We start from the raw sequence: 21,121 nt of genomic DNA on the forward strand, positions 1-21,121 counted from the left end.
GGAAGAGACCCGGGGTCCGGATATGCTCCGGCCCGCGACACCCCTGACGCGCGCGGACCGACGGGACACCTTCCCCCAGAGATCACCCCGTACGCGGTGGCGCACGTCACATAGCGGAACTTCTCACATGGTGGTCAAGGGGTGTACAGGGCATCGATGACCTGCTCGTACTTGGCGCGGATGACGCGTCGGCGCAGCTTCAGGGACGGGGTCAGCTCGCCGGTCTCCGGGCCCCATTCCTCGCCGATGAGGCGGTAACGCTTGATCTGCTCGGTGCGGTTGAGGCGCGCGTTGGCCGCCGCCACGGCGCGGGCCACCTCTTCCCGTACGGCCGCGCTGTCCATCAGGTCACCGGTGATCCCCCGCGCGGCGGCCCAGGCGGGTGCCAGTTCGGGGTCGAGGACGAGCAGCGCCACCAGATAGGAGCGGCCGTCGCCGTGCACCAGGGCCTGGCCGATCAGGGGGTGTTCCTTGAGCGTGTTCTCGACGAGGGCGGGCGAGACGTTCTTGCCCGTCGAGGTCACGATCATCTCCTTCTTACGGTCGGTCAGCCAGAGGAAGCCGTCCTCGTCGAGCCGCCCGATGTCACCGGTGGCGAACCAGCCGTCCGCGTCGCAGGCGTCCTCGACACCGCCGTCGGGCCGCAGATAGCCGTCGAAGACGGTGGCACCGCGCACGAGGATCTCGCCGTCGTCGGCGGTGCGCACCTCCAGGCCTTCGAGGGGGCGGCCCACCGAGCCGAGGCGGAACGCGTCGGGGCCGTTCGACGTGACGACACCGGTGGTCTCGGTGAGGCCCCACGCGTCCATGATCACCAGGCCGAAGCCCGCCCAGAAGCGGGCCACGTCGAGGGGCATCGGCGCCGCCGCGCTCGCGGTCCACACCAGGCAGTCGAAACCGGCGAGCGCGAGCAACGGGTCGAGCACACGCTCCTTGGCCTCCTGGTACGCCGCCGCGAGAGCGGCGGACGGTTCCTCGCCGCGCTCCCGGCAGTCGACATGCGCGCGTGCCGTCTCGTTCGCCGCTTCGAGAGCCCGCCGCCGCTCCTCGGGCAGATCCGCGAGCGCGGACTTCACGGACGCGGTGAGCTTCTCCCACACGCGCGGGACCCCGAAGAACTGGAAGGGGTGCAGTTCGCGCACGGTGGCGGCCACTTGGGCCGGGTCCTGGCACAGGTAGGCGTGCGCGGCGCGCAGGACCGGCAGGTAGATGCCGAGCATGCGCTCCGCGATGTGCGCGAAGGGCAGGTAGCAGATGTGCCCGGCGTGCTCGGGGAAATCGGTGACGGCGTCCAGGGCTACGCCGTTGAGGACGACGTTGCGATGGGTGAGGCGGACGCCCTTGGGGTCGCCGGTGGTGCCCGAGGTGTAGACGACGGTCAGTGCATCGGTGGCCCGGCCCTCTCGCCACGCCTTCTCGAAGGCGTCGGGGTCGAAGAGGCGGCCGCCGCTGGCGTACAGGGAGCCGTACGTACGGTGGCCGCCCGCGTCGGCGGCCTCCACCACGACGAGCCGCTCCAGCGGGCCCGCGACGTCGGTCAACAGGGGCTCCCAGCGCGGCAGTTCGCGGGCGCCCTCGACGATCGCGAAGCGGGCGCGGCTGTGCCGGACGATGTGCGCGACCTGTTCGGGCGCCGCGGTGCCGTAGACGGACACCGGGACGGCGCCCAGGTGGGTCAGGGCGAGGTCGCTCAGCCAGTGCTCGGGGCGGTTGCCCATCATCATCAGGACGTGCTCGCCGCGTTCGACGCCCAGTGCCTGGTATCCGGCGGCGAGGACGGCGACCTTGCGCCGCACCTCGCGCCAGCTGAGCGTCGTCCACTCCTCCGCGGACCGCCAGGAAAGGGCGGGAAGATCTCCGTGCTCCTCGGCATTGCGGAGCAGCAGGGCGGGGAGCGTGCTGTCGGCGAGGTCCCCGGGGAGTCGCGGAATCGTGGTCATGACCGCCTCCTGGCGCCATCGGCTGAGCGTGAGCGGATGCGTGAGCGGATGCCTGCGTGAGGAGCAAGTGACTGGCCCGGAGGGTTTCACAACACTGGTGTGCCAGCAATACTGTTGAACCGGATTGATGCACAGGAGGGCGCCGCCATGACGACGGACACCGAGGAGCCGACGCTCACCGTCGACGAACTGGCCGCCCGCGCGGGCGTCACGGTCCGCACCATCCGCTTCTACAGCACCAAGGGGCTGCTGCCGCCCCCGGTGATCGGCCCGCGCCGGGTCGGCCACTACGGCCCCGGGCACCTGTCCCGCCTCGCCCTCATCGAGGAGCTCCAGCTCCAGGGCATGACGCTGGCCGCGATCGAACGCTACCTGGAGCAGCTGCCCGCGGACCTGAGCGCGCACGACCTGGCCATCCACCGCGCACTGGTGGCGAGTTGGGCGCCGGACGCGGCCGAGGACGTGTCACGCGCCGAGCTGGAGCGCAGGGCGGGCAGGCCCCTCGCCGAGGCGGACCTGGACCGCCTCACGGCGATGGGGGTGACCGCGCGGACCCAGACCCCGGAGACCTACCGCGTGGATCCGGGCCTGCTGCGCCTGGGCGTGCAGCTGCTCGACGTGCCCATCGCGCACGAGACGATCCTGGCGGCGCGCACGGTCCTGATGGAGCACACCCGTTCGGCCGCGCACGAGTTGTCGCGGCTGTTCCGCGACGAGGTGTGGAGCCCCTACCGCGAGCGCGAGTCGGACCCCGAGCACGTCGCGGCGATGCGGTCGCTCTCGGCCCACATGCAGCCGATGGTGGTGCAGGCCCTGGTGACGGCGTTCCAACGCTCGCTCAAGGAGGAACTGCGCGGCTGGCTCAAGGAGGACTAGCCCCGTCAGGGGCGCGGGGAACTGCGCGCGCAACCAGAGAACAGCCGCAGTCGCGTCTGCCGAGCAACCCGGCAGACGCGACTGCGGCTCTTCGCGCGCTGAGCGCGCCCCGGCGGAGCCGCACATGTCACAGCCCCGCGCCCCTTACGGGGCACATGTCACTCGTCGGTGAACTTGAGCCCCTTTTCCGCCTTCTCCACGAGCAGTGCGGGCGGCAGGAACCGATCCCCGTAACGCTCAGAGAGCTCCCGCGCGCGTGCCACGAAGCCGGTGAGGCCGCCCTCGTAGCCGTTGATGTACTGCAGGACGCCGCCGGTCCAGCCGGGGAAGCCGATGCCGAAGATGGAGCCGATGTTGGCGTCGGCCACCGACGTGAGGACGCCCTCCTCCACCAGGCGCACGGTGTCGAGCGCCTCGGAGAAGAGCATCCGCTCCTGCATGTCCTCGAACGGGATCTCGTACCCGGGCTTGGTGAAGTGCTCGCGCAGGCCCGGCCAGAGCTTGCCGCGCCTGCCGTCCTCGTAGTCGTAGAAGCCCGCTCCCCCGCTCCTGCCGGGCCGCTCGAACTCGTCGACCATGCGGTCGATGACGGTGTCCGAGGGGTGGCCCGCCCAGCTGCCGCCCGCCTCCTCGACCGCGCGCCTGGTCTCGTTGCGGATCTTGCGGGGCAGCGTGAGCGTCAGCTCGTCCATGAGGGAGAGGACCTTCGCCGGGTAGCCCGCCTGGGCCGCGGCCTGCTCGACGGAGGCGGGCTCGATGCCCTCGCCGACCATCGCGACGCCCTCGTTGATGAAGTGCCCGATGACGCGCGAGGTGAAGAAGCCGCGCGAGTCGTTGACGACGATCGGCGTCTTGTTGATCTGGCGCACCAGGTCGAAGGCGCGGGCAAGGGCCTCGTCGCCGGTCCGCTCGCCCTTGATGATCTCGACGAGCGGCATCTTGTCGACGGGCGAGAAGAAGTGCAGGCCGATGAAGTCGACAGGCCGCTCGACGCCTTCGGCGAGCTGGGTGATCGGCAGCGTCGAGGTGTTGGAGCACAGGAGCGCGTCCGGCTCGACGACGTGCTGGATCTCCTGGAACACCTTGTGCTTGAGCGAGGTGTCCTCGAAGACCGCCTCGATCACGGCGTCGCAGCCCGCGAGCGCCTGGGGGTCCGCGGTCGGCGTGATGCGGGCGAGCAGCGCGTCCGCCTTGTCCTGGCTCGTACGCCCCTTGGCGACCGCCTTGGCGCAGAGCTTCTCGGAGTAGGCCTTGCCCTTGGCCGCGGCCTCGGCGGAGACGTCCTTGAGGACCACGTCGATGCCCGCGCGTGCGCACGAGTAGGCGATGCCCGCGCCCATCATGCCCGCGCCGAGCACGGCGACCTTGCGTACGGTCTTCGGCTCGATGCCCTTGGGGCGGTTGGCGCCGGAGTTGACGGCCTGGAGGTCGAAGAAGAACGCCTGGATCATGTTCTTGGCGATCTGCCCGGTGACCAGCTCGGTGAAGTACCTGGCCTCGATGGTCAACGCGGTCTCGAAGTCGACCTGGGAGCCCTCGACGGCCGCCGCCATGATGTTGCGCGGGGCCGGGTAGGGAGCGCCCGCCGTCTGCTTCTTGAGATTGGCGGGGAACGCGGGCAGGTTCGCCGCGAACTTCGGGTGGGCCGGGGTGCCGCCGGGGATGCGGTAGCCGGGCTTGTCCCACGGCTGCTGCGACTCGGGGTTGGCGTCGATGAAGGCGCGGGCCTTCTCGATCATCTCCTCGGGCGTGGCGGCCAGTTCGTGGACGAGGCCGTTCTCCAGGGCGCGCTTCGGGTTGTACTGGGTGCCCTGGAGCAGCACCTTCAGGAGCGCGTCGGTGATGCCCATGAGGCGTACGGTGCGGGTGACGCCGCCGCCCGCGGGCAGCAGGCCCAGGGTGACCTCGGGCAGGCCGATCTTGGAGCCGGGTGCGTCGAGGGCGACGCGGTGGTGCGATGCGAGGGCGATCTCGTAACCGCCGCCGAGCGCCGCGCCGTTGATGGCGGCGACCACGGGCCTGCCGAGGGTCTCGATGCGGCGCAGCGAGTTCTTGATCGCGGTGCCCGTGTCGAACGCCTGCTGTGCGTTCTCCGGGCCGACCTTGATCATGTCCTTGAGGTCGCCGCCCGCGAAGAAGGTCTTCTTGGCGGAGGTGTAGATGAAGCCGCGGATCGCGTCCTTGTCGGCCTGGACGGCGGCCTCGGCGCGGTCGGCGATCGCCGCGATGGAGTCCTTGAACGCCTGGTTCATGGTGTTCGCGGACTGGTTGGGGTCGTCGAGGACGAGGGTGACGATGCCGGTTTCGTCCTGTTCCCAGCGGATGGTTGAACTCTGCGTCATGGTGCGGTCTCCGTGAAGTCTGTTGTGGGCGGGGTGCGGCTACTGGGGTGGGCGGTGCCGTTTCGTGGCCGACTGCGGGTGGGTGGGGGCTGGTCGCGCAGTTCCCCGCGCCCCTGAGGCTCGCGGCTGCGCCGCGCCTCATGAGGCGCACGGAGTGCGCCTTCAGGGGCGCGGGGAACTGCGCGCGCAACCACGAAGCACCCGCGGTCGGCGGCGCGCCCCAGCCCCTACGGCGCGATGCCCTACAGCCGTTCCACGATCGTGGCGATACCCATGCCCCCGCCCACGCACAACGTGGCCAACCCGTACCGAAGGTCCCTCCGCTCCAGTTCGTCCACGAGCGTGCCCAGAATCATCGCCCCGGTCGCGCCGAGCGGATGTCCCAGCGCGATCGCGCCACCGTTGACGTTCACCTTGTCCAGGGACAAGCCCATGTCCTTGACGAAGCGCAGCACGACCGCCGCGAACGCCTCGTTGATCTCGACGAGATCGATGTCGTCGATGGTGAGCCCCGCCTTGGCGAGCGCCTTGCGCGTGGCGGGCGCGGGCCCGGTCAGCATGATCAGCGGCTCGGAGCCGGAGACGGCGGCGGAGACGATCCGGGCGCGCGGGGTCAGCCCGTAGCGCTCGCCGACCTCCTTCGTGCCGACGGCGACCAGCGAGGCACCGTCGACGATGCCGGAGGAGTTGCCCGCGTGGTGGACGTGGTCGATCTGCTCGACCCAGTGGTACTTCTGCAGCGCCACCGCGTCGAAGCCGCCCAGGTCGCCGATGTCCTTGAAGGACGGCTTGAGCCTGGCGAGGGAGTCGGCGGTGGTGCCGGGGCGCAGGTGCTCGTCGTGGTCGAGGACGACGAGGCCGTTGCGGTCCTCGACCGGCACGACGGACCTGGCGAAGCGGCCGTCCTTCCAGGCGGCGGCCGCGCGCTCCTGGGAGAGCGCCGCGTACTCGTCGACGTCGCGCCGCGAGAAGCCCTCGACGGTGGCGATCAGGTCGGCGCCGATGCCCTGCGGCGCGAAGTTGGTGTCCCAGTTGGTCATCGGGTCGTTGAACCAGGCGCCGCCGTCGGAGGCCATCGGCACCCGCGACATGGACTCGACGCCGCCCGCGAGGACCAGGTCCTCCCAGCCCGAACGGATCTTCATCGCGGCCAGGTTGACGGCTTCGAGGCCCGAGGCGCAGAAGCGGTTCTCCTGGACGCCCGCGACCGTGTCGGGCAGTCCCGCGGCGATCGCCGCGATGCGCGCGATGTCGGAGCCCTGGTCGCCGACGGGACCGACCACACCGAGCACGATGTCGTCGATGGCGGCCGGGTCGAGGCCCGGGAAGCGGGCCTGGATCTCGTGGATCAGGCCGACGACGAGATCGATCGGCTTGGTGCCGTGCAGGGCGCCGTTGGCCTTGCCGCGTCCGCGCGGGGTGCGGATCGCGTCGTATACGTACGCTTCGGTGGTCACACGCGTGCCTTTCGAGGGTTTCTGGTAGCGGGAGTTCTGGAGACGAACGGTCCTGGAGCCGAACGGTCCTGGAGACGAGCGGTTCCGGAGAGTCAGCCGAGGAGGGAACGACCGATGATCTCCTTCATGATCTCGGTCGTGCCCCCGTAGATGGTCTGGATGCGCCCGTCGGTGAAGGCCCTGGCGACGCGGTACTCACTCATGTAGCCGTAGCCGCCGTGCAGTTGCAGGCACCGGTCGGCGACCCGCTTCTGCAGCTCCGTGGCCCACCACTTCGCCATCGACGCGTGCGTCGCGTCGAGTTCCCCGTTCGAGTGATCGACGATGCACCGGTCGAGGAACGTACGGGTGACGGCGCACTCGGTGGCCATCTCCGCGATCTCGAAGCGGACGTGCTGCAGTTTGGCGAGCGGCCGCCCGAAGGCCTCGCGCTCCTTGACGTACGTCGTGGTGATCTCCAGGAGGTGCTCGGCGGCGGCGATCCCCGCGACGGCGATGCCCATGCGCTCCTGCGCGAGGTTCGTCATCAGGTGGATGAAGGCGCCGTTGAGCTCGCCGAGGAGGTTCTCCTTGGGGACGCGTACGTCGTTGAAGAACAGCTCGGCGGTGTCCTGGGACTTCTGGCCGATCTTGTCGAGGTTGCGGCCGCGCTCGAAGCCTTCCGCGCCGCGTTCGACGACGAGCAGGGACAGGCCGTGCGCGCCGCCCTCGGGTGACGTCTTGGCGACGACGATGACGAGGTCGGCGAGGATGCCGTTCGAGATGAACGTCTTGGAGCCGTTCAGCAGCCAGTGATCGCCCCGGTCCTCGGCGCTGGTGCGGATGCCCTGGAGGTCGGAGCCCGCCCCCGGCTCGGTCATCGCGATGGCGGTGATGGTCTCGCCGGAGCAGAAGCCGGGCAGCCAGCGCCGCTTCTGCTCGTCGGTGGCCAGCGAGGTCAGATAGGGGCCGATGATGTCGTTGTGCAGCCCGACGGCGAGCCCGGCGGCGCCCGCGCGCGTGAACTCCTCGGCGAGTACGGCGGAGTAGCGGAAGTCGTCGTTGCCGCCGCCTCCGTACTCTTCCGGGACGGCGAGCCCGAGCAGTCCCTGCTTCCCGGCCGCGAGCCAGGCCTCGCGGGAGACGATGCCGTCCTTCTCCCACTGCTCGTAGTGCGGGAGCACCTCCTTGGCGAGGAAGGTGCGCACCGTCTCGCGGAACGCGTCGTGCTCGGCGGAGAAGATCTGCCGTTTCATCTGTTCGTGGCCTCCTGGGGCCTAGAGCCAGCCCTTGACGGTTGCGATCGACTTGGCGGGTTCGGGGCCGACCGGGATGACGTTGAGCATGGTGACGCCCGCCGCGCGGAACGCCTCGACGCGCTCGCGCACGTAACTCTCGGGCCCGCACAGCGACATGAGCTCGCAGAACTCGTCCGGGACGGCGGCCTCGGCCTCCTTCTTCTTCCCGGAGAGGTAGAGCTCCTGGATGCGCGCGGCCTCCTTCTCGTAGCCGTACGCGACCGCGACGTCGTTGTAGAAGTTCTTCCCCTTGGCTCCCATGCCGCCTACGTAGAGGGCGATCGTGGGGCGCGCGAGGTCGCGTGCGGCCGCCGCGTCGGGGCCGATGGCGAGCAGTCCCCCGGCGACGGTCTCCAGCGGGCCGAGCGCCGGATCACGCTTCTCCTTGCCCTCGGCGAGCGCGGCGCCCCACACCTGGTGGGCCTTTTCCGGGATGAAGAGGGTGGGCAGCCAGCCGTCGGCGACCTCTGCCGTCATGCGGACGTTCGCGGGTCCAAGGGATGCCACGTACAGCGGGACTTCGGGGCGCACCGGCCTGGTGAGGATCTTCAGGGGCTTGCCGAGTCTGCCGCCCTTCTCCGGAGACAGCGGCATGTCCGTGATGCCGTGGTGGTCGATCACCTCGCGGCGCAGGATGCGGCGGGTCAGCTCGATGGTCTCGCGGGTGCGGCCGATCGGCCTGTCGTACGCCCTGCCGTGCCAGCCCTCGACGACCTGCGGGCCCGACGCGCCGAGGCCGATGATCGCGCGGCCCCCGGAGATCGCGTCGAGCCCCGCGGCGGTCTGGGCGATCAGGGCGGGGGTGCGCGAGTACACGTTGAGGATGGCGGCGCCGATCCTCATGCGTTCGGTGCGGGCCGCCAGGTAGCCCATGATCGTGGGCGAGTCGAAGCCGTACGCCTCGGCGACCCACACCGCGTCGAGGCCCGCCGCCTCCAGCGCCGCGACGCCGTCGGCGGCTTCGCGCGGGTCGCCCGCGTAGGCGAGCGGTACCGAGATCTCCATCAGTGGTGTTCCTCCTCGTTCAGCGCCGGTACGTCCCAGTCGTGGGCCACCTCCGCGGTGTCCGCGCCGGGCCGGGCCGGGCCGCTGCGCACCTCGGTGGGCGTCGCGGAGAAGCGCGGCGCGGGGGCGGGCTGGGTGATGCCGCCGTGGTCGGTGAAGGTGCCGCGCGCGGCGAGGTGCGGGTGGTTCGGCGCCTCGCGCAGCGAGAGCACGGGCGCCACGCACGCGTCGGAACCCTCGAAGACGGCCGTCCACTCCTCGCGCGTACGTTCCTTGAAGCGCGCGGCGACGGCCGTGCGCAGCTCGTCCCAGCGGGCCAGGTCCTTGCGGGCGGGGGCGGTCTCCGTGAGGCCGAGCAGCGCGATGAACTCGTCGTAGAACTGCTGCTCCAGGGAGCCCACGGCCATGTAACCGCCGTCGGCGGTCTCGTAGTTGCCGTAGAAGGGGCAGCCCCCGTCCAGGAGGTTGGCGCCGCGCCGGTCCTGCCAGCCGCCGGCCGCGAGCATGCCGTGGATCATCGCGGACAGGTGGGCCGCACCGTCGACGATCGCGGCGTCCACGACCTGCCCCTCGCCGTGCACGCGCGCGTGGTGCAGCGCGGCGAGGATTCCCACGACCAGATAGAGCGAGCCGCCCGCGTAGTCGCCCACGAGGTTCGCGGGGATCGCGGGCGGCTCGTCCGGGTTGCCGATCATGCCGAGGGTGCCGGTGATCGCGATGTACGCGATGTCGTGCCCGGCGCGCTGCGCGAGCGGCCCCTCCTGGCCCCAGCCGGTCATCCGGCCGTAGACGAGCCGGGGGTTGCGGGCGTGGCAGGCGGCGGGGCCGACGCCGAGGCGCTCGGCGACGCCGGGGCGGTAGCCCTCGATGAGGACGTCGGCGCGCGCGACGAGATCGAGGACCCGGTCGGCGCCGTCGGCGGCCTTGAGGTCAATGATCACGGAGCGTTTGTTGCGGTTGGTGACGTCGTACTCGGGATTGATCGCGAGGCCGCCGCCACCGGGGCGGTCCACGCGTACGACATCGGCGCCGAGGTCGGCGAGGAGCATGGCGGCGAACGGCCCTGGCCCGATGCCCGCGAGCTCCACCACACGCACCCCGGCGAGCGGTCCGTGAACGCCCTTGCCCGGTACTGCCATTGAGCCCCCAGCGTTATGACACAACTGATGTAACACCAGTGATGCTAAGAACGTGTTCCACTGTGCACAAGCCCCTGAAGAGCAAGCGCTTAGCCAATTTCGGCGGCGCTTACCCTTCAGGCATGGATTCCGTACTGGTCAGCGCGTGTCTGCGCGGCGTGCCGTGCCGCTTCGACGGCCGCGACAAGGCGTCGTCCGAGGTCGACGCCGCGGTGGCGGGCCGCGACGTCGTGTCGTTCTGCCCGGAGGCCGCGGGCGGCCTGCCGACGCCGCGCCGCCCGGCCGAGCTCGTGGGCGGCGACGGGCACGACGTCCTGGACGGCAGGGCGCGGGTCGTCGAGGACACCGGGCGCGATGTGACGGCCGAGTTCGTAGCAGGCGCCCACCGCGCGCTCGCCGCGGCGCGGGCGGGCGGGTGCACGGAGGCGCTGCTGATGCCGCGCAGCCCCTCGTGCGGGCGCGGAGCGGTCTACGACGGGTCGTTCGGCGGGGAGCTGGTGGCGGGCGACGGCGTCACGGCGGCCCTGTTCGCACGCAACGGGATCACGGTGCGGTCGGCGCCGGAGGAATCCAGCCCCTCCGGCGCTTGAGGAGCGGGGTCCGGGGCAGCGCCCCGAGGGGTGGGATCGGGGGGCAGGCCCAGGCACGCTAGCCTCTGCCACCGACAACTGCGCGGGCCCCCACGGTGGAGAGGTGCCATGACCAGCCAGACCAGCCAGAAGAGCAAGAAAAGCGATCGCCCGTACGACATCGTGCTCTTCGGAGCGACCGGCTTCGTGGGGGTGCTGACCGCGGAGTACCTGGCCGCGCACGCACCCGAAGGACTGCGCTGGGCCGTCGCGGGGCGCGACCCGAAGAAACTGGAGCGGCTCAGGGAGCGGCTCGCCGAGCGGCACCCGCGGTGCGCCGAACTCCCGCTGGTCCAGGCCGACGTCGCCGACCCCGAGAGCCTGCGGGAGCTGGCTGGGGACGCGCGCGTGGTCGCCACGACCGTCGGTCCCTACCTGACGTACGGCAAGGAGCTGGTCGCCGCGTGCGCGGAGGCGGGCACGGACTACGTCGACCTGACGGGTGAGCCCGAGTTCGTCGACCTCATGTACGTGCGGCACGACACCCGCGCGCGGGAGACCGGCGCGCGCCTGGTGCACGCCTGTGGCTTCGACTCGGTCCCGCACGACCTGGGCGCGTACTTCACGGTCAAGCAGCTGCCCGAGGGGGTTCCGCTGCGCGTGGACGGTTTCGTCCGGGCGGGCGCGCAGTTCTCCGGCGGCACCTTCGCCTCCGCCCTCAACCAGTTCGGGCGCGGCCCGCAGATGCTGGCCGCCGCGAAGGACCGGCGGCGCCACGAGCCGCGCCTGGTGGGGCGCAAGGCGTACGCCCCGCCGAGCGCACCCCGCTACGCGGCCGAGGTCGGCGCGTGGGCCCTGCCGCTGCCGACCATCGACCCCCAGGTGGTGCAGCGCTCGGCGCGGGCACTCGAACGGTACGGGCCCGACTTCCGCTACCGGCACTACGCGGCGGTGAAGACGCTGCCGGTCGCGATCGGCGGCACCGCGGCGCTTGCCGGTGTGCTCGCCGCGGCTCAACTGCCGCCCGCGCGGCGCTGGTTGTCCGACCGCCTCAAGCCCGGCGACGGGCCGAGCGAGGAGCGCCGCGCCAAGTCGTGGTTCTCGGTGCGGTTCGTCGGCGAGGGCGGTGGCACGCGGGTCTACACCGAGGTCTCGGGCGGCGACCCGGGGTACGACGAGACGGCGAAGATCCTCGCCGAGTCGGCGCTCTGCCTGGCGCTCGACGAACTGCCCCCGACGGCCGGGCAGGTCACCACGGCGGTGGCCATGGGCGACGCGCTGCTCGCCCGGCTCGACGCCGCGGGCATCGGCTTCCGGGTCGCGGCGGTTCGCTAGGGCCGCGGGGCCCCGGCCGCGTCAGGCCCCGACCGCCTGGCGCAGCGCCGCCCGGCACAGCGCGTCCGCGCGCCGCGTCGACTCCGGCAGCCGGTAGCGCGGGGTCAGGCCCAACGTCTGGGCGCAGGCGTTGGCCAGGCTCACGCGGTGGCCCACCGAGACGAACACCGGCTTGACGTCCTCGCGGGTGCGCAGCGCCCTGCCGACCTCCTCCGCGCCCGCGAGCAGCGGCGACGCGCTTCCCCTGGGCGCCGCCGGAGGCTCGTACGAGAAGGTGAAGGGGTTCTTGGCGACGCCCATGGTGGGCAGTCCGGTCAGCACGCCGAGGTGGCTCGCGAGGCCGAAGCGGCGCGGGTGCGCGATGCCGTAGCCGTCGCAGACGACGAGTCCGGGGTCGGAGTTCAGTTCGGAGAGGGCCGCGAGGACCGTCGGGATCTCGCGGAAGGCGAGCAGGCCCGGCACGTACGGGAAGGCCACCGTGCCGACGGCGGTGGCCTGCTCCACGACGTCGAGCGTGGCGCCGTCGAGGACGACGACGGCGGCCGCGACGATGTCCCGCTCGTCGTCGTAGGCGACGTCCACGCCGGTGACGTGCCCCCGGCCCGGCGCGGGGCCCGGCTCGTCGAGGACGACGCGGGTACGCAGTTCGTCCTGGACGGCGCGGGCCGTCCGCTCGTCGGTGGGCCAGTCGGAGGGCGGCGTATGGCTGGTCATGGTGCGGATCAGCCTAGTTGGCGCGCCCGGCCGTGGCCGACCGGCATCAAGAACGCGTAAAGATTGCCGGGATCCGGCAATGAACGCACCCTTCTCGACGTGTCAGGATCACTCCGTACCGAGGTGGACGGCATGAACGGGGGACGTGATCCGATGACGGTCTTTCTAGTTCTCGGCATCACGGGAATCGTGCTGCTGGTGCTCTCGCTCGTCCTCGACGGAGTGCTCGAAGGGCTCTTCGACGGAGCGGGAGTGCTCGACGGGCTCTTCGACGGGCTCCTGTCCCTTCCGGTCATCGCCGGGTTCGTCTCGATGCTCGGCTTCGGCGGAGCGATCGCGCTCGGCACCACCGGGATCGGCGCGGCGCCCGCCACCGTCGTGGGCGTCGCCGCCGGTACCGGTGCGGCATGGCTGACCTGGAAGGTCACCCGCGCCCTGATGCGCGACCAGACCGCGCGCACGCCCAACGGCGACGACCTCGTGGGCAGCGCGGGCGCGGTGGTCACCGCCATTCCCGCCGACGGCTACGGCGAGGTGCTCCTTCGTCTCGCGGGCCAGCCGGTGAAGTTCTCGGCCCGCAGCTCCGTCGCCGTGGCGCGGGGCACCGAGATCTGGGTCGACCAGGCGCTGTCACCGACCTCGGTGGCCGTACGGCCCGTGGAGCGCTGACCTCCGCGTCCGCCGCGCCGCAACCAAAAGATGTAGATGTACGCAACCGATCTGCCGTCCCCCGGGAGGCAGGGGGGAATTCGCATGAGTCCAGTCCTGATCGCCGTCATCGGAGTCGTCGTACTCCTCGTCCTGTTGGCGCTCGTCGTCATCACCCGCTACAAGGTCGCGGGGCCCAGCGAGGCCTTCATCGTGACCGGGCGGCGCGGCAAGCGGTCCACCGACCCCGACACCGGCCGCGTGATGACCGACAACAGCGGTCAGAAGGTCGTGGTCGGCGGCGGTGTCTTCGTCGTGCCGTTCGTGCAGCAGAAGTTCACGCTCGACCTCTCCTCGCGGCACATCCCGATCGCGGTGCGCGGCGCGGTGACGCTGCGCGGCGTGAAGGCCAACCTCGAAGGCGTCGCCATCGTCAAGGTCGGCGGCACCGAGGACTCGATCAGGGCCGCGGCCCAGCGCTTCCTGGTGCAGCAGGACGGCATCGTCGGCTTCACCCAGGAGGTGCTCTCCGGCGCGCTGCGCTCCATCGTGGGGCGCATGTCGGTGGAGGACATCATCCGTGACCGCGCCGCGTTCGCCGGGCAGGTCGCCGAGGAGGCGGAGGCCAGCCTCTCCGGGCAGGGCCTGGTCCTGGACGCCTTCCAGATCCAGGACATCACCACGGAGGGCTCCTACCTGGAGGACCTCGGGCGCCCCGAGGCGGCCCGTGCCAAGCAGGAGGCCGACATCGCGGAGGCCGTGGCGCGCAGGGCCGCGGAGCAGGCGCGGCTGAAGGCCGAGGAGGAGATCGCGGTCGCCCAGCGGACCTTCTACCTCAAGCAGGCCGAGATCAAGGCCGAGACGGACGAGGCGTCGGCGCGGGCCGGGGCCGCGGGTCCGCTCGCCGAGGCGGCGCGCCAGCAGGAGGTCCTCACCGAGCAGGAGAAGGTCGCCAAGCGCCAGGCGGCGCTGACCGACAGCGAGTTGGACACCCAGGTCCGCAAGCCCGCCGACGCCGCGCGCTACCAGGCCGAGCAGGAGGCCGAGGCCCGCAGGATCGGCCTGGTCAAGCAGGCCGAGGCGGACGCGGAGCGGGCCAGGCTCACCGGTGAGGGCGAGAAGGCGCAGCGTGCCGCGCTCGCCGACGCCGTACGCCTGGAGGGTGAGGCCGAGGCCGCCGCGATCGGCGCGAAGGGCGCCGCGGAGGCCGAGGCGATGCTCAAGAAGGCGGACGCGTTCACGCAGTACGGCGACGCCGCGGTCCTGCAGATGCTCGTCGAGGTCCTGCCGAGCGTGGTGGCCAAGGCGTCCGAGCCGCTCAGCGCGATCGACAAGATGACGGTGATCTCCACGGACGGCGCGAGCCAGCTCTCCCGTACGGTCGCCGACAACGTCGCCCAGGGCGTCGAACTCCTCAACTCCACCACGGGAGTCGACCTCGCGCAGCTCCTCAAGGGCATCACCGGAGGAGCGCGCGGCGCCTCGGCGGAGTCGGCGAAGCCCGCCGCCGACGGTGCCCCCGAGGCGGCGAACGGCAAGATCGAGATCACCAACTAGGCGCCGCGTCTCGTCAGCGCTTGAAGGCCAGGCCGCCGTGCTCCCCGATGGGCTCGGCGGCCTCGGCGTCGGCGTCGGGCCGCCAGCACGGCACCGAGACGACGCCGGGTTCGAGGAGTTCGAGGCCGTCGAAGAAGGCGGCGATCTGGTCGACGGGGCGCAGGAAGTAGGGCACCGCGCCGGACGCGTTGTAGCCGTCCTGGGCCGCTTCGTAGGCGGCGTCGATGCCCCGCGAACCGTCGTTGATGACCAGGTAGCTGCCGGAAGGCAGCGCGTCCACCAGGCGCCGGACGATGTCCCGCGCCTGGTCGTAGTCGGCCATGTGGCCGAGGATGTTGCTGAGGATCAGGGCGGTGGGGCGGGTGAGGTCCAGCGTCTCGGCGGCGGACGCCAGGATGCGGTCCGGATCCGACAGGCTGGCGTCGACGTAGGCGGTCGCGCCCTCGGGGGTGGACGTCAGCAGGGCGCGGGCGTGCGCAAGGACCATCGGGTCGTGGTCGACGTAGACGATCCGGGCCTCGGGCGCGAGCCGCTGGGCGACCTCGTGGGTGTTGTCGACGGTCGGCAGGCCGGTGCCGATGTCCAGGAACTGCCGGATGCCCGCCTCGGTGACCAGGTGCGTGATGGTGCGGCGCAGGAAGGCGCGGCTGCTCCTGGCGACGGTGACGATGCCGGGGAAGAGGGCGCTGTAGGCGTCGCCCGCCGCCTCGTCGACGGGGTAGTTGTCCTTCCCGCCCAGCCAGTAGTTCCAGATCCGGGCGGAGTGCGGCACCGAGGTGTCGATGCTCTGATGTGCCGCCGCGGGTCCGGGCGTTGTCGCGTGGTCGGTCATGGTTCCCGTCCGTCTCTCCACCGTGGCCTGAATCGTTCCTCGCACAACCTACGTGCCAACAGTGGCGTGACACACACCAGTTCGCGCAATGGGGGATCCGGGATGTCAGAGCGAGTCGATTCATCATGATTCGGCACGTCTCACCTACGTTTCGGCACGTCTTGCCTATGTTGAGGCGGCATACGATCCGCGTCTAGGCCTGGACGGCACGTTGACCATGAACCACAAGAAGTACGCCTCCCTCTCCGCCCTCTCCGCCATCGCGGCCACGGCCGTACTCCTCGGCGCCCTGGCCGGACCGGCGGCGGCGACGCCCCGCCCCGTCACGGACCCGCCCCCGCAACCGGCCGCGGCCACGGGCACGGGCACGGCGGCGGCTCCCCGTCCGACGCTCACCGCCCAGGCCACCCGGAGCACCGTGCGGGCCTCGGAGGAGTTCCGCGTCTTCGGCACGGCCGGGCACCTGCCGCCCGGCACCTCCGTCACCCTCCAGCAGAAGCAGGGCGAGCGGTGGGTGGACCTGCCGGCGACGGTGCGCACGACCTCGCGCGGGACGTACGCGATGCGGGTCGTGCTCGACTACAAGGGACGCAACGCGCTGCGCATGACGGGTGGCGGCGCCGTCTCACCCGTCGTGTACGTCACCGTGGACGACTGTCCCGTTCAGGGCTGCGAGCCCAGCGCCGCGAGGTAGCCGTCGAGCAGCTCCGTCTGGCGTTCCGGCGGGAACTGGTCGGGGTTGAACAGGGCCTGCACCACCAGGCCGAGCACGAAGGACTGGGCACCGGCGGCGAGGTCCGCCGGGGACCCGGCGGACAGTTCACCCCTGTCCTGGGCCGCCGCCATCAGGTCACGCAGCTTGTCCCTGCTCTGCCCGTACCTGCGGCCGTGCGCGGCGCTCAGCTCGGGATCGGCGAGCGCCACGTCCCAGGAAGAAACCCAGATCCGGTTGCTCGCGACGGCCTCTTCGGTCAGCGGCAGGATGTCGAGCAGGGCGGCGCGGACGGCGGCGATCCCCGCGCCCGCCGCCCGCCGGGGCCGCGCGGCGCTGCGGGTGGCGAGCAGGTCGAGCGCGTAGGCGACCAGGTCGCGCTTGGCCGGGAAGTAGTGCGTGAGCAGGCCGGTGGTCGCGCCGAGCTCGGCGGCGACGGCGCGCATGGTCAGCCCGCCGAATCCGTGCGTGGCGAGGACCCGCCAGACCGCTTCGGACACATCGCGACGGCGGGCCTCGTGATCTCCCTTGGTGCGTGGCATGCTGCTACCGTACATATTCATAACGTGTGTTGTGTGAATGCGAGGTCACCCATGTTCTCCGTGCCACTGCGGGACGACGCCCAGCTCAGGCCGCTTGAGCCGTGGCACGCCGAGGAGTTCGCCGCCCACCTCGACCGCGCCCGCGAGCACATCCGGCCGTGGGTCGGCCCCGCCTTCGTCACGGACGACGTGGAGGGGGCACGGGCCACCCTGCGCCGCTACGCGGAGCGCCAGGCCGCCGACGGGGCCCGCCTCTTCGGCATCTGGCACGAGGGCACGCTGATCGGCGGGGTGATGTTCGTGGCCTTCGACGCCGCGTCGGGCACCTGTGAGATCGGCTGCTGGCTGGAGCCCGCGGGCGAGGGCCACGGCCTGATCACCGAGGCCTGCCGCACCCTGCTCGACTGGGCGTTCACCACCCGGGGTCTTTTCCGCGCCGAGTGGCACTGCCGGGCCGACAACGACCGCAGCTCCGCGGTGGCCAAGCGCCTGGGCATGACGCTGGAGGGCGTACGCCGGAGCGCCTGGCCCTACGACGGCGCACGCCATGACAAGCAGCTGTGGGCGGTCCTGGCCCCCGAACACCGGACGGAACGCGCCTGACCCGGGCTTCCCCGTACCCGGCGCACTGCCCCCCTGTGCCCCTCTGGATACTTGGATCATGGGATGGGCACTGCGCTCCGCCGGGACCGCGGACATGGAGACGATCGTCGAGCTGCGGGCCGTGGTGATGCGGCCCGACCTGGAGCGGCTCGGCAGGTTCGATCCGCACCGCGTGCGCCAGCGCTTCCGGGACGCCTTCCGCGCCGAGCAGACCTCGGTGATCGAGTCGGACGGCGCGTTTGTCGGCTGCGTCGCCCTGCGCCCCACCGATTCCGCGCACTGGCTCGAACACTTCTTCCTGGACCCGCGGGTCCAGGGGCGGGGCATCGGCTCGGCCGTCCTCGGCACGCTCCTGCGGCGCACCGACGCCGAGGGCACGACCGTGCGCCTCAACGTCCTTCAGGGCAGCGCCGCCCGCAGGCTCTACGAGCGGCACGGCTTCACGGTGGAGAGCGAGGACCCGGTCGACGTCTTCATGGTCCGCGCGCCGGGAGCCCGCGCCGCCTGACGCCCCGGCGGCCCGACGCCCCGGCCGGGTGCCGTGAGCAGCCCGGTAGCCTCACGATCATGTTCATTCTCGAATTGACCTACACCGCGCCCGTCTCCGCCGTCGACGAGCAGCTGCAGGCCCACGTGGCATGGCTCGACGAGCTGTACGCGGCCGGTGTCTTCATCGCGTCCGGGCGCAAGAACCCGCGCGACGGCGGCGTGATCATCGCCGTCGCGGACGACCGCGCGCGGATCGAGGAGATCGCCGCAACGGACCCGTTCACGGTCGCCGGGGTCTGCGAGTACCGCATCACCGAGTTCATCGCGACGAAGACGGCGCCTGGACTCGGCGCGTACCGTGAGCAGTTGCCTGCGTAGTCCGCTGGAGGTGCGGCCCTTGACCTGCGGGCCGGTGGGGGCTGGTCGCGCCCCGCGGCGGAGCCGCGGATTGATACAGCCCCGCGCCCCTTACGGGGCGCTCAGCGCCTCTCCAGGCGCGCGATCCGCCCCTTCTCGCCCGCGGCCCAGCAGCCCCGGCTCCCGGCGCAGTCGACCGTGTCGTACGACCCGGTGTCGACCGTCCGCCAGGTGCGCCCGCCGTCCTTCGTGACGTCGGTGCCGGTCGGGCCGACCGCGAGCGCCGTGGAGCGGCTGTGCGGCAACCAGACGACGCCCGAGCGGTAGGCGGGCGGCGGCCGGTCCGACGGGTCCCAGTCACGGCCGCCGTTCCCCGTCACCGCCGCCGCCTTCGGGGACGGCTGGTCGGCCCGGTAGTCGCCGCCGACCGCGATCCCGTGCGTACGGTCGCGGAACGCGAGCCCGAAGACGCCGCGGGCCGGGTCGCCCGCCGGGATCGGCGCGTCGGTCGCCGTCCACGTCAGGCCCCGGTCCGCGGAATGCAGCACACGCGCGCGTGCCGCTCCTCCGGTGGCCAGCCACACGTCGCGCGGCCCCGAGCTCACCAGGCACTGGCCGCTCGCCGCGAAGGCGGACTCGCCCTCCTGCGCGGCAGGCATGCCGGTGTTCGGAAGCACCTTCCAGGAACGGCCGCCGTCGGCGGTGGACAGCACGCGGTACTTGCCGTCGACCGGGTCGCTCATGGCAAGGCCGTGGCGGCGGTCGAAGAAGGTCATGCAGTCGTAGAACGCCTTGGCGTCGGTGTTGCGGAAGGACTCCGTCCAGGTCGCTCCGCCGTCCTCGGTGCGCAGCACCCGCGAGGCCTCGCCCTCGCCGATGGCGAGCACCACGGCGCGGCGGCCGTCGAAGGCCTCCACGTCCCGGAATTCGAGCGCGGAGGCGCCCGGCGGGGAGACATCGCGCCAGGTCTCACCGCCGTCGGACGTACGCAGGACGGTGCCCTTGGTACCGGCCACCCAGGCCGAGCGCGGGCTCACGGCGGCCAGGCCGCGGAACCGCGCGTCGCTCCCGCTCTCCTTGAGTTGCCAGCTCAGCGCCCGTTTCGGGGCCGGTCCCCCGGCCCCGCCCCCGTCCGCGAGAGCGGCGGCGGGCGGCGCGAGCGCGGCCCCCGCCAGTGCGGCGCCGCACAGTCCCACGAGCACCGTGCGCCTCAATGACTTCGACTTCCCCATGCCCCTCATGGCGGGCGAAGCTAGCCGACTCGCCGGGCCTCGTCCAGATGGCCGGAAGGCATCCCCCCGTCGATGATCGCAGGGAACCGTGGGCGGCTCCACGGTGTCGCGGTGACAGAGGTCACTCGGTCTCACCCGCTCTCCGTGTGCACGGATCTCGTCATTCCGTCGTCTATTCAAGTGCCCGACCCCAGTCGTCAAGCAGTCAGTGAGGGAGCAGGCGTTGTCCACCGTCATCGAGCAAGCCGTAGAGGCCCGCCTCGTCGCCGCCGCGCCGCGGATGCCGACCATTCCCGCGACACTCCACTACGACCAGCGGGACCCCTTCGCCGTACGCATGAGTTTTCCCGCGCCCGCGACCCTGGAGGGCGTGGAGGTCTACTGGACCTTCGCCCGTGAACTGCTGACCCACGGGGTGGAGCGGGCGGTCGGCGACGGCGACGTCCGCGTGCGCCCCTACGGCTTCGACCGCACGGTCGTGGAGTTCCACGCGCCCGAGGGCACCGCGATCGTCCACGTGCGCACCGGCGAGCTCCGCCACTTCCTGCACCGCACCATGGACCTGGTCCCCGTCGGCCAGGAGCACCTGTACGTCGACCTGGACCAGGACCTCGCCGAGCTGATGCGCGACGCGTGCTGACCACCACCGCCACGGGCCCGCGCCCCCGGGCCTGACGCAGCCACCCCTGTCGCGCGCCCTCCCCGCTCCCGCGTCCGGCCTCAGCCTCCCCCGCCCGACGCACGGGCCGCCTCGGCCGACGACACGGCCGACGCGAGTGCCTTGCGGAGGTTCTCCATCAGCGTCCGCAGCTCCGACGACGCGCCACCGGCCCGCTCCGTCAGCTCGTCGAGCCTGTCCCGGTAGCGCCTGCGGTCCTTGCCCGTGACGACCGTGCGCAGTTTGCCGGTGGCCGCGCACACGACCAGGGCCGCGTCGGACTCGGACACCTCGGCGACCGGCTGCTTGCCGTGCAGCACCGCGAGTGCCTCCGCTTGCAGCACTTCGACGTGCCCCACCCGCTCCAGGACGTAGCGCCGGGCGGGAAAGAGACCGAGGACCCGGCCGCGCTCCGCCCGCAGATAGCCGTGCGCGATCAGCTGGTCGCGGACCGCGCTCAGGGTGCCGCGCGAGCGGTGCGTCATCCAGCCCCGCCAGGTGCGCGGCCGGGACTGCTCGACGAGTTCGGCGAGGGCGTCGAGCGCCGTGTCGCCGATGCGGGCGCCGACGACCGGGGTGACGATGCGGTCCCGCTCGAAGAGCAGGCCGCGCTGGGCGAGTTCGGCGAGCGCGCCCGCCCTGACCGCCAGGTGCAGATCGGGCGCACCGGTGATCTTGCCCCGGTGCGTGTTCCAGGCCAGCAGGAAGAGCCTGGCGGGCAGTGACTGCGTTCCGTGGTGCACAGCGCCTCCTCGTGCCGATCGCCAAGGCGGGCGGGGCGTGGGCGGGGCGGGGCGGGGCGGGGCGGGGCCCACGATAAGACGTTGACACGCCCGC

General features: G+C 71.8%; 21 protein-coding genes. 10 read left to right on the forward strand and 11 right to left on the reverse strand.

What is annotated here, in order from left to right; genetic code table 11:
• Window positions 1-134 precede the first annotated feature (134 nt).
• On the reverse strand, window positions 135-1,940 hold the full coding sequence (locus tag CP970_RS04485; protein WP_055554691.1) for an AMP-dependent synthetase/ligase: 1,806 nt from the start codon (window positions 1,938-1,940) through the stop codon (window positions 135-137).
• Window positions 1,941-2,087: 147 nt separating this feature from the next.
• Here CP970_RS04485 and CP970_RS04490 point away from each other — a divergent pair, with 147 nt between their 5' ends.
• Complete coding sequence (locus tag CP970_RS04490; protein WP_055554689.1) at window positions 2,088-2,816, forward strand: MerR family transcriptional regulator; 729 nt, start codon at window positions 2,088-2,090, stop codon at window positions 2,814-2,816.
• A gap of 158 nt (window positions 2,817-2,974) precedes the next feature.
• Here the strand turns inward: CP970_RS04490 and CP970_RS04495 are convergent, their stop codons facing one another.
• The 5 genes from CP970_RS04495 to CP970_RS04515 all read right to left on the reverse strand — a co-directional run bounded on the left by CP970_RS04495 (window position 2,975) and on the right by CP970_RS04515 (window position 10,036).
• Window positions 2,975-5,158, reverse strand: a complete 2,184-nt coding sequence (locus CP970_RS04495) for a 3-hydroxyacyl-CoA dehydrogenase NAD-binding domain-containing protein (protein ID WP_055554687.1) — start codon at window positions 5,156-5,158, stop codon at window positions 2,975-2,977.
• 242 nt (window positions 5,159-5,400) lie between these two features.
• On the reverse strand, window positions 5,401-6,615 hold the full coding sequence (locus CP970_RS04500; protein ID WP_055556192.1) for an acetyl-CoA C-acetyltransferase: 1,215 nt from the start codon (window positions 6,613-6,615) through the stop codon (window positions 5,401-5,403).
• A 92-nt stretch (window positions 6,616-6,707) separates the two neighbouring features.
• On the reverse strand, window positions 6,708-7,850 hold the full coding sequence (locus tag CP970_RS04505) for an acyl-CoA dehydrogenase family protein (protein ID WP_055556190.1): 1,143 nt from the start codon (window positions 7,848-7,850) through the stop codon (window positions 6,708-6,710).
• 21 nt (window positions 7,851-7,871) lie between these two features.
• Entirely contained in the window at window positions 7,872-8,897 is a 1,026-nt protein-coding gene (locus CP970_RS04510; RefSeq protein WP_055556188.1) for an LLM class F420-dependent oxidoreductase, read from the reverse strand.
• Window positions 8,897-10,036 carry a CaiB/BaiF CoA transferase family protein gene (locus CP970_RS04515; RefSeq protein ID WP_079044035.1) on the reverse strand — a complete coding sequence of 380 codons (1,140 nt, stop codon included), beginning with the start codon at window positions 10,034-10,036 and terminating at the stop codon, window positions 8,897-8,899. The genes CP970_RS04510 and CP970_RS04515 overlap by 1 nt, the downstream gene beginning before the upstream one ends.
• A gap of 122 nt (window positions 10,037-10,158) precedes the next feature.
• Between CP970_RS04515 and CP970_RS04520 the strand changes: the two genes are divergently transcribed.
• Window positions 10,159-10,626: a DUF523 domain-containing protein gene (locus tag CP970_RS04520; protein WP_055556184.1), complete on the forward strand. Its 468-nt coding sequence runs from the start codon at window positions 10,159-10,161 to the stop codon at window positions 10,624-10,626.
• Window positions 10,627-10,734: 108 nt separating this feature from the next.
• On the forward strand, window positions 10,735-11,940 hold the full coding sequence (locus CP970_RS04525; protein ID WP_055556182.1) for a saccharopine dehydrogenase family protein: 1,206 nt from the start codon (window positions 10,735-10,737) through the stop codon (window positions 11,938-11,940).
• A gap of 21 nt (window positions 11,941-11,961) precedes the next feature.
• Here CP970_RS04525 and CP970_RS04530 read toward each other — a convergent pair whose 3' ends face one another.
• Window positions 11,962-12,654, reverse strand: coding sequence for an endonuclease V (locus tag CP970_RS04530; RefSeq protein WP_055556180.1), 693 nt, complete (start codon window positions 12,652-12,654; stop codon window positions 11,962-11,964).
• 153 nt (window positions 12,655-12,807) lie between these two features.
• On the opposite strand from CP970_RS04530, the gene CP970_RS04535 reads away from it, so the two are divergent.
• Together CP970_RS04535 and CP970_RS04540 are read left to right on the forward strand one after the other, a co-directional pair.
• Window positions 12,808-13,323, forward strand: a complete 516-nt coding sequence (locus CP970_RS04535; protein WP_055556178.1) for a hypothetical protein — start codon at window positions 12,808-12,810, stop codon at window positions 13,321-13,323.
• A gap of 84 nt (window positions 13,324-13,407) precedes the next feature.
• On the forward strand, window positions 13,408-14,859 hold the full coding sequence (locus CP970_RS04540) for a flotillin family protein (RefSeq protein WP_055556176.1): 1,452 nt from the start codon (window positions 13,408-13,410) through the stop codon (window positions 14,857-14,859).
• A 13-nt stretch (window positions 14,860-14,872) separates the two neighbouring features.
• Here CP970_RS04540 and CP970_RS04545 read toward each other — a convergent pair whose 3' ends face one another.
• A complete protein-coding gene (locus CP970_RS04545; protein WP_055556173.1) occupies window positions 14,873-15,691 on the reverse strand; it encodes an SAM-dependent methyltransferase in 819 nt (272 codons plus the stop codon).
• Window positions 15,692-15,908: 217 nt separating this feature from the next.
• Here CP970_RS04545 and CP970_RS04550 point away from each other — a divergent pair, with 217 nt between their 5' ends.
• Window positions 15,909-16,385, forward strand: a complete 477-nt coding sequence (locus CP970_RS04550) for a hypothetical protein (RefSeq protein WP_055556171.1) — start codon at window positions 15,909-15,911, stop codon at window positions 16,383-16,385.
• On the opposite strand, the gene CP970_RS04555 is transcribed toward CP970_RS04550, so the two are convergent.
• Window positions 16,355-16,945: a TetR/AcrR family transcriptional regulator gene (locus tag CP970_RS04555; RefSeq protein WP_107099134.1), complete on the reverse strand. Its 591-nt coding sequence runs from the start codon at window positions 16,943-16,945 to the stop codon at window positions 16,355-16,357. The genes CP970_RS04550 and CP970_RS04555 overlap by 31 nt on opposite strands.
• A 51-nt stretch (window positions 16,946-16,996) precedes the next feature.
• Here CP970_RS04555 and CP970_RS04560 point away from each other — a divergent pair, with 51 nt between their 5' ends.
• From CP970_RS04560 to CP970_RS04570, 3 genes are read left to right on the forward strand one after another with little or no spacing between them, the layout of a single operon-like run.
• Window positions 16,997-17,548, forward strand: a complete 552-nt coding sequence (locus CP970_RS04560; RefSeq protein ID WP_055556167.1) for a GNAT family N-acetyltransferase — start codon at window positions 16,997-16,999, stop codon at window positions 17,546-17,548.
• Window positions 17,549-17,606: 58 nt separating this feature from the next.
• Window positions 17,607-18,056, forward strand: a complete 450-nt coding sequence (locus tag CP970_RS04565) for a GNAT family N-acetyltransferase (protein ID WP_055556165.1) — start codon at window positions 17,607-17,609, stop codon at window positions 18,054-18,056.
• A gap of 59 nt (window positions 18,057-18,115) precedes the next feature.
• Window positions 18,116-18,415, forward strand: coding sequence for a YciI family protein (locus tag CP970_RS04570; protein ID WP_055556163.1), 300 nt, complete (start codon window positions 18,116-18,118; stop codon window positions 18,413-18,415).
• Between the two features lie 101 nt (window positions 18,416-18,516).
• On the opposite strand, the gene CP970_RS04575 is transcribed toward CP970_RS04570, so the two are convergent.
• Window positions 18,517-19,626, reverse strand: coding sequence for a WD40/YVTN/BNR-like repeat-containing protein (locus CP970_RS04575; protein WP_150494740.1), 1,110 nt, complete (start codon window positions 19,624-19,626; stop codon window positions 18,517-18,519).
• 223 nt (window positions 19,627-19,849) lie between these two features.
• Between CP970_RS04575 and CP970_RS04580 the strand changes: the two genes are divergently transcribed.
• Window positions 19,850-20,266 carry a spore wall synthesis regulator SsgD gene (locus CP970_RS04580; protein WP_150492983.1) on the forward strand — a complete coding sequence of 139 codons (417 nt, stop codon included), beginning with the start codon at window positions 19,850-19,852 and terminating at the stop codon, window positions 20,264-20,266.
• 80 nt (window positions 20,267-20,346) lie between these two features.
• On the opposite strand, the gene CP970_RS04585 is transcribed toward CP970_RS04580, so the two are convergent.
• Window positions 20,347-21,027, reverse strand: a complete 681-nt coding sequence (locus CP970_RS04585; RefSeq protein WP_224058223.1) for a GOLPH3/VPS74 family protein — start codon at window positions 21,025-21,027, stop codon at window positions 20,347-20,349.
• Between the last annotated feature and the right edge of the window lie 94 nt (window positions 21,028-21,121).

The sequence above is a fragment of the Streptomyces kanamyceticus genome, from assembly GCF_008704495.1.
Classification (GTDB): Bacteria; Actinomycetota; Actinomycetes; order Streptomycetales; family Streptomycetaceae; genus Streptomyces; species Streptomyces kanamyceticus.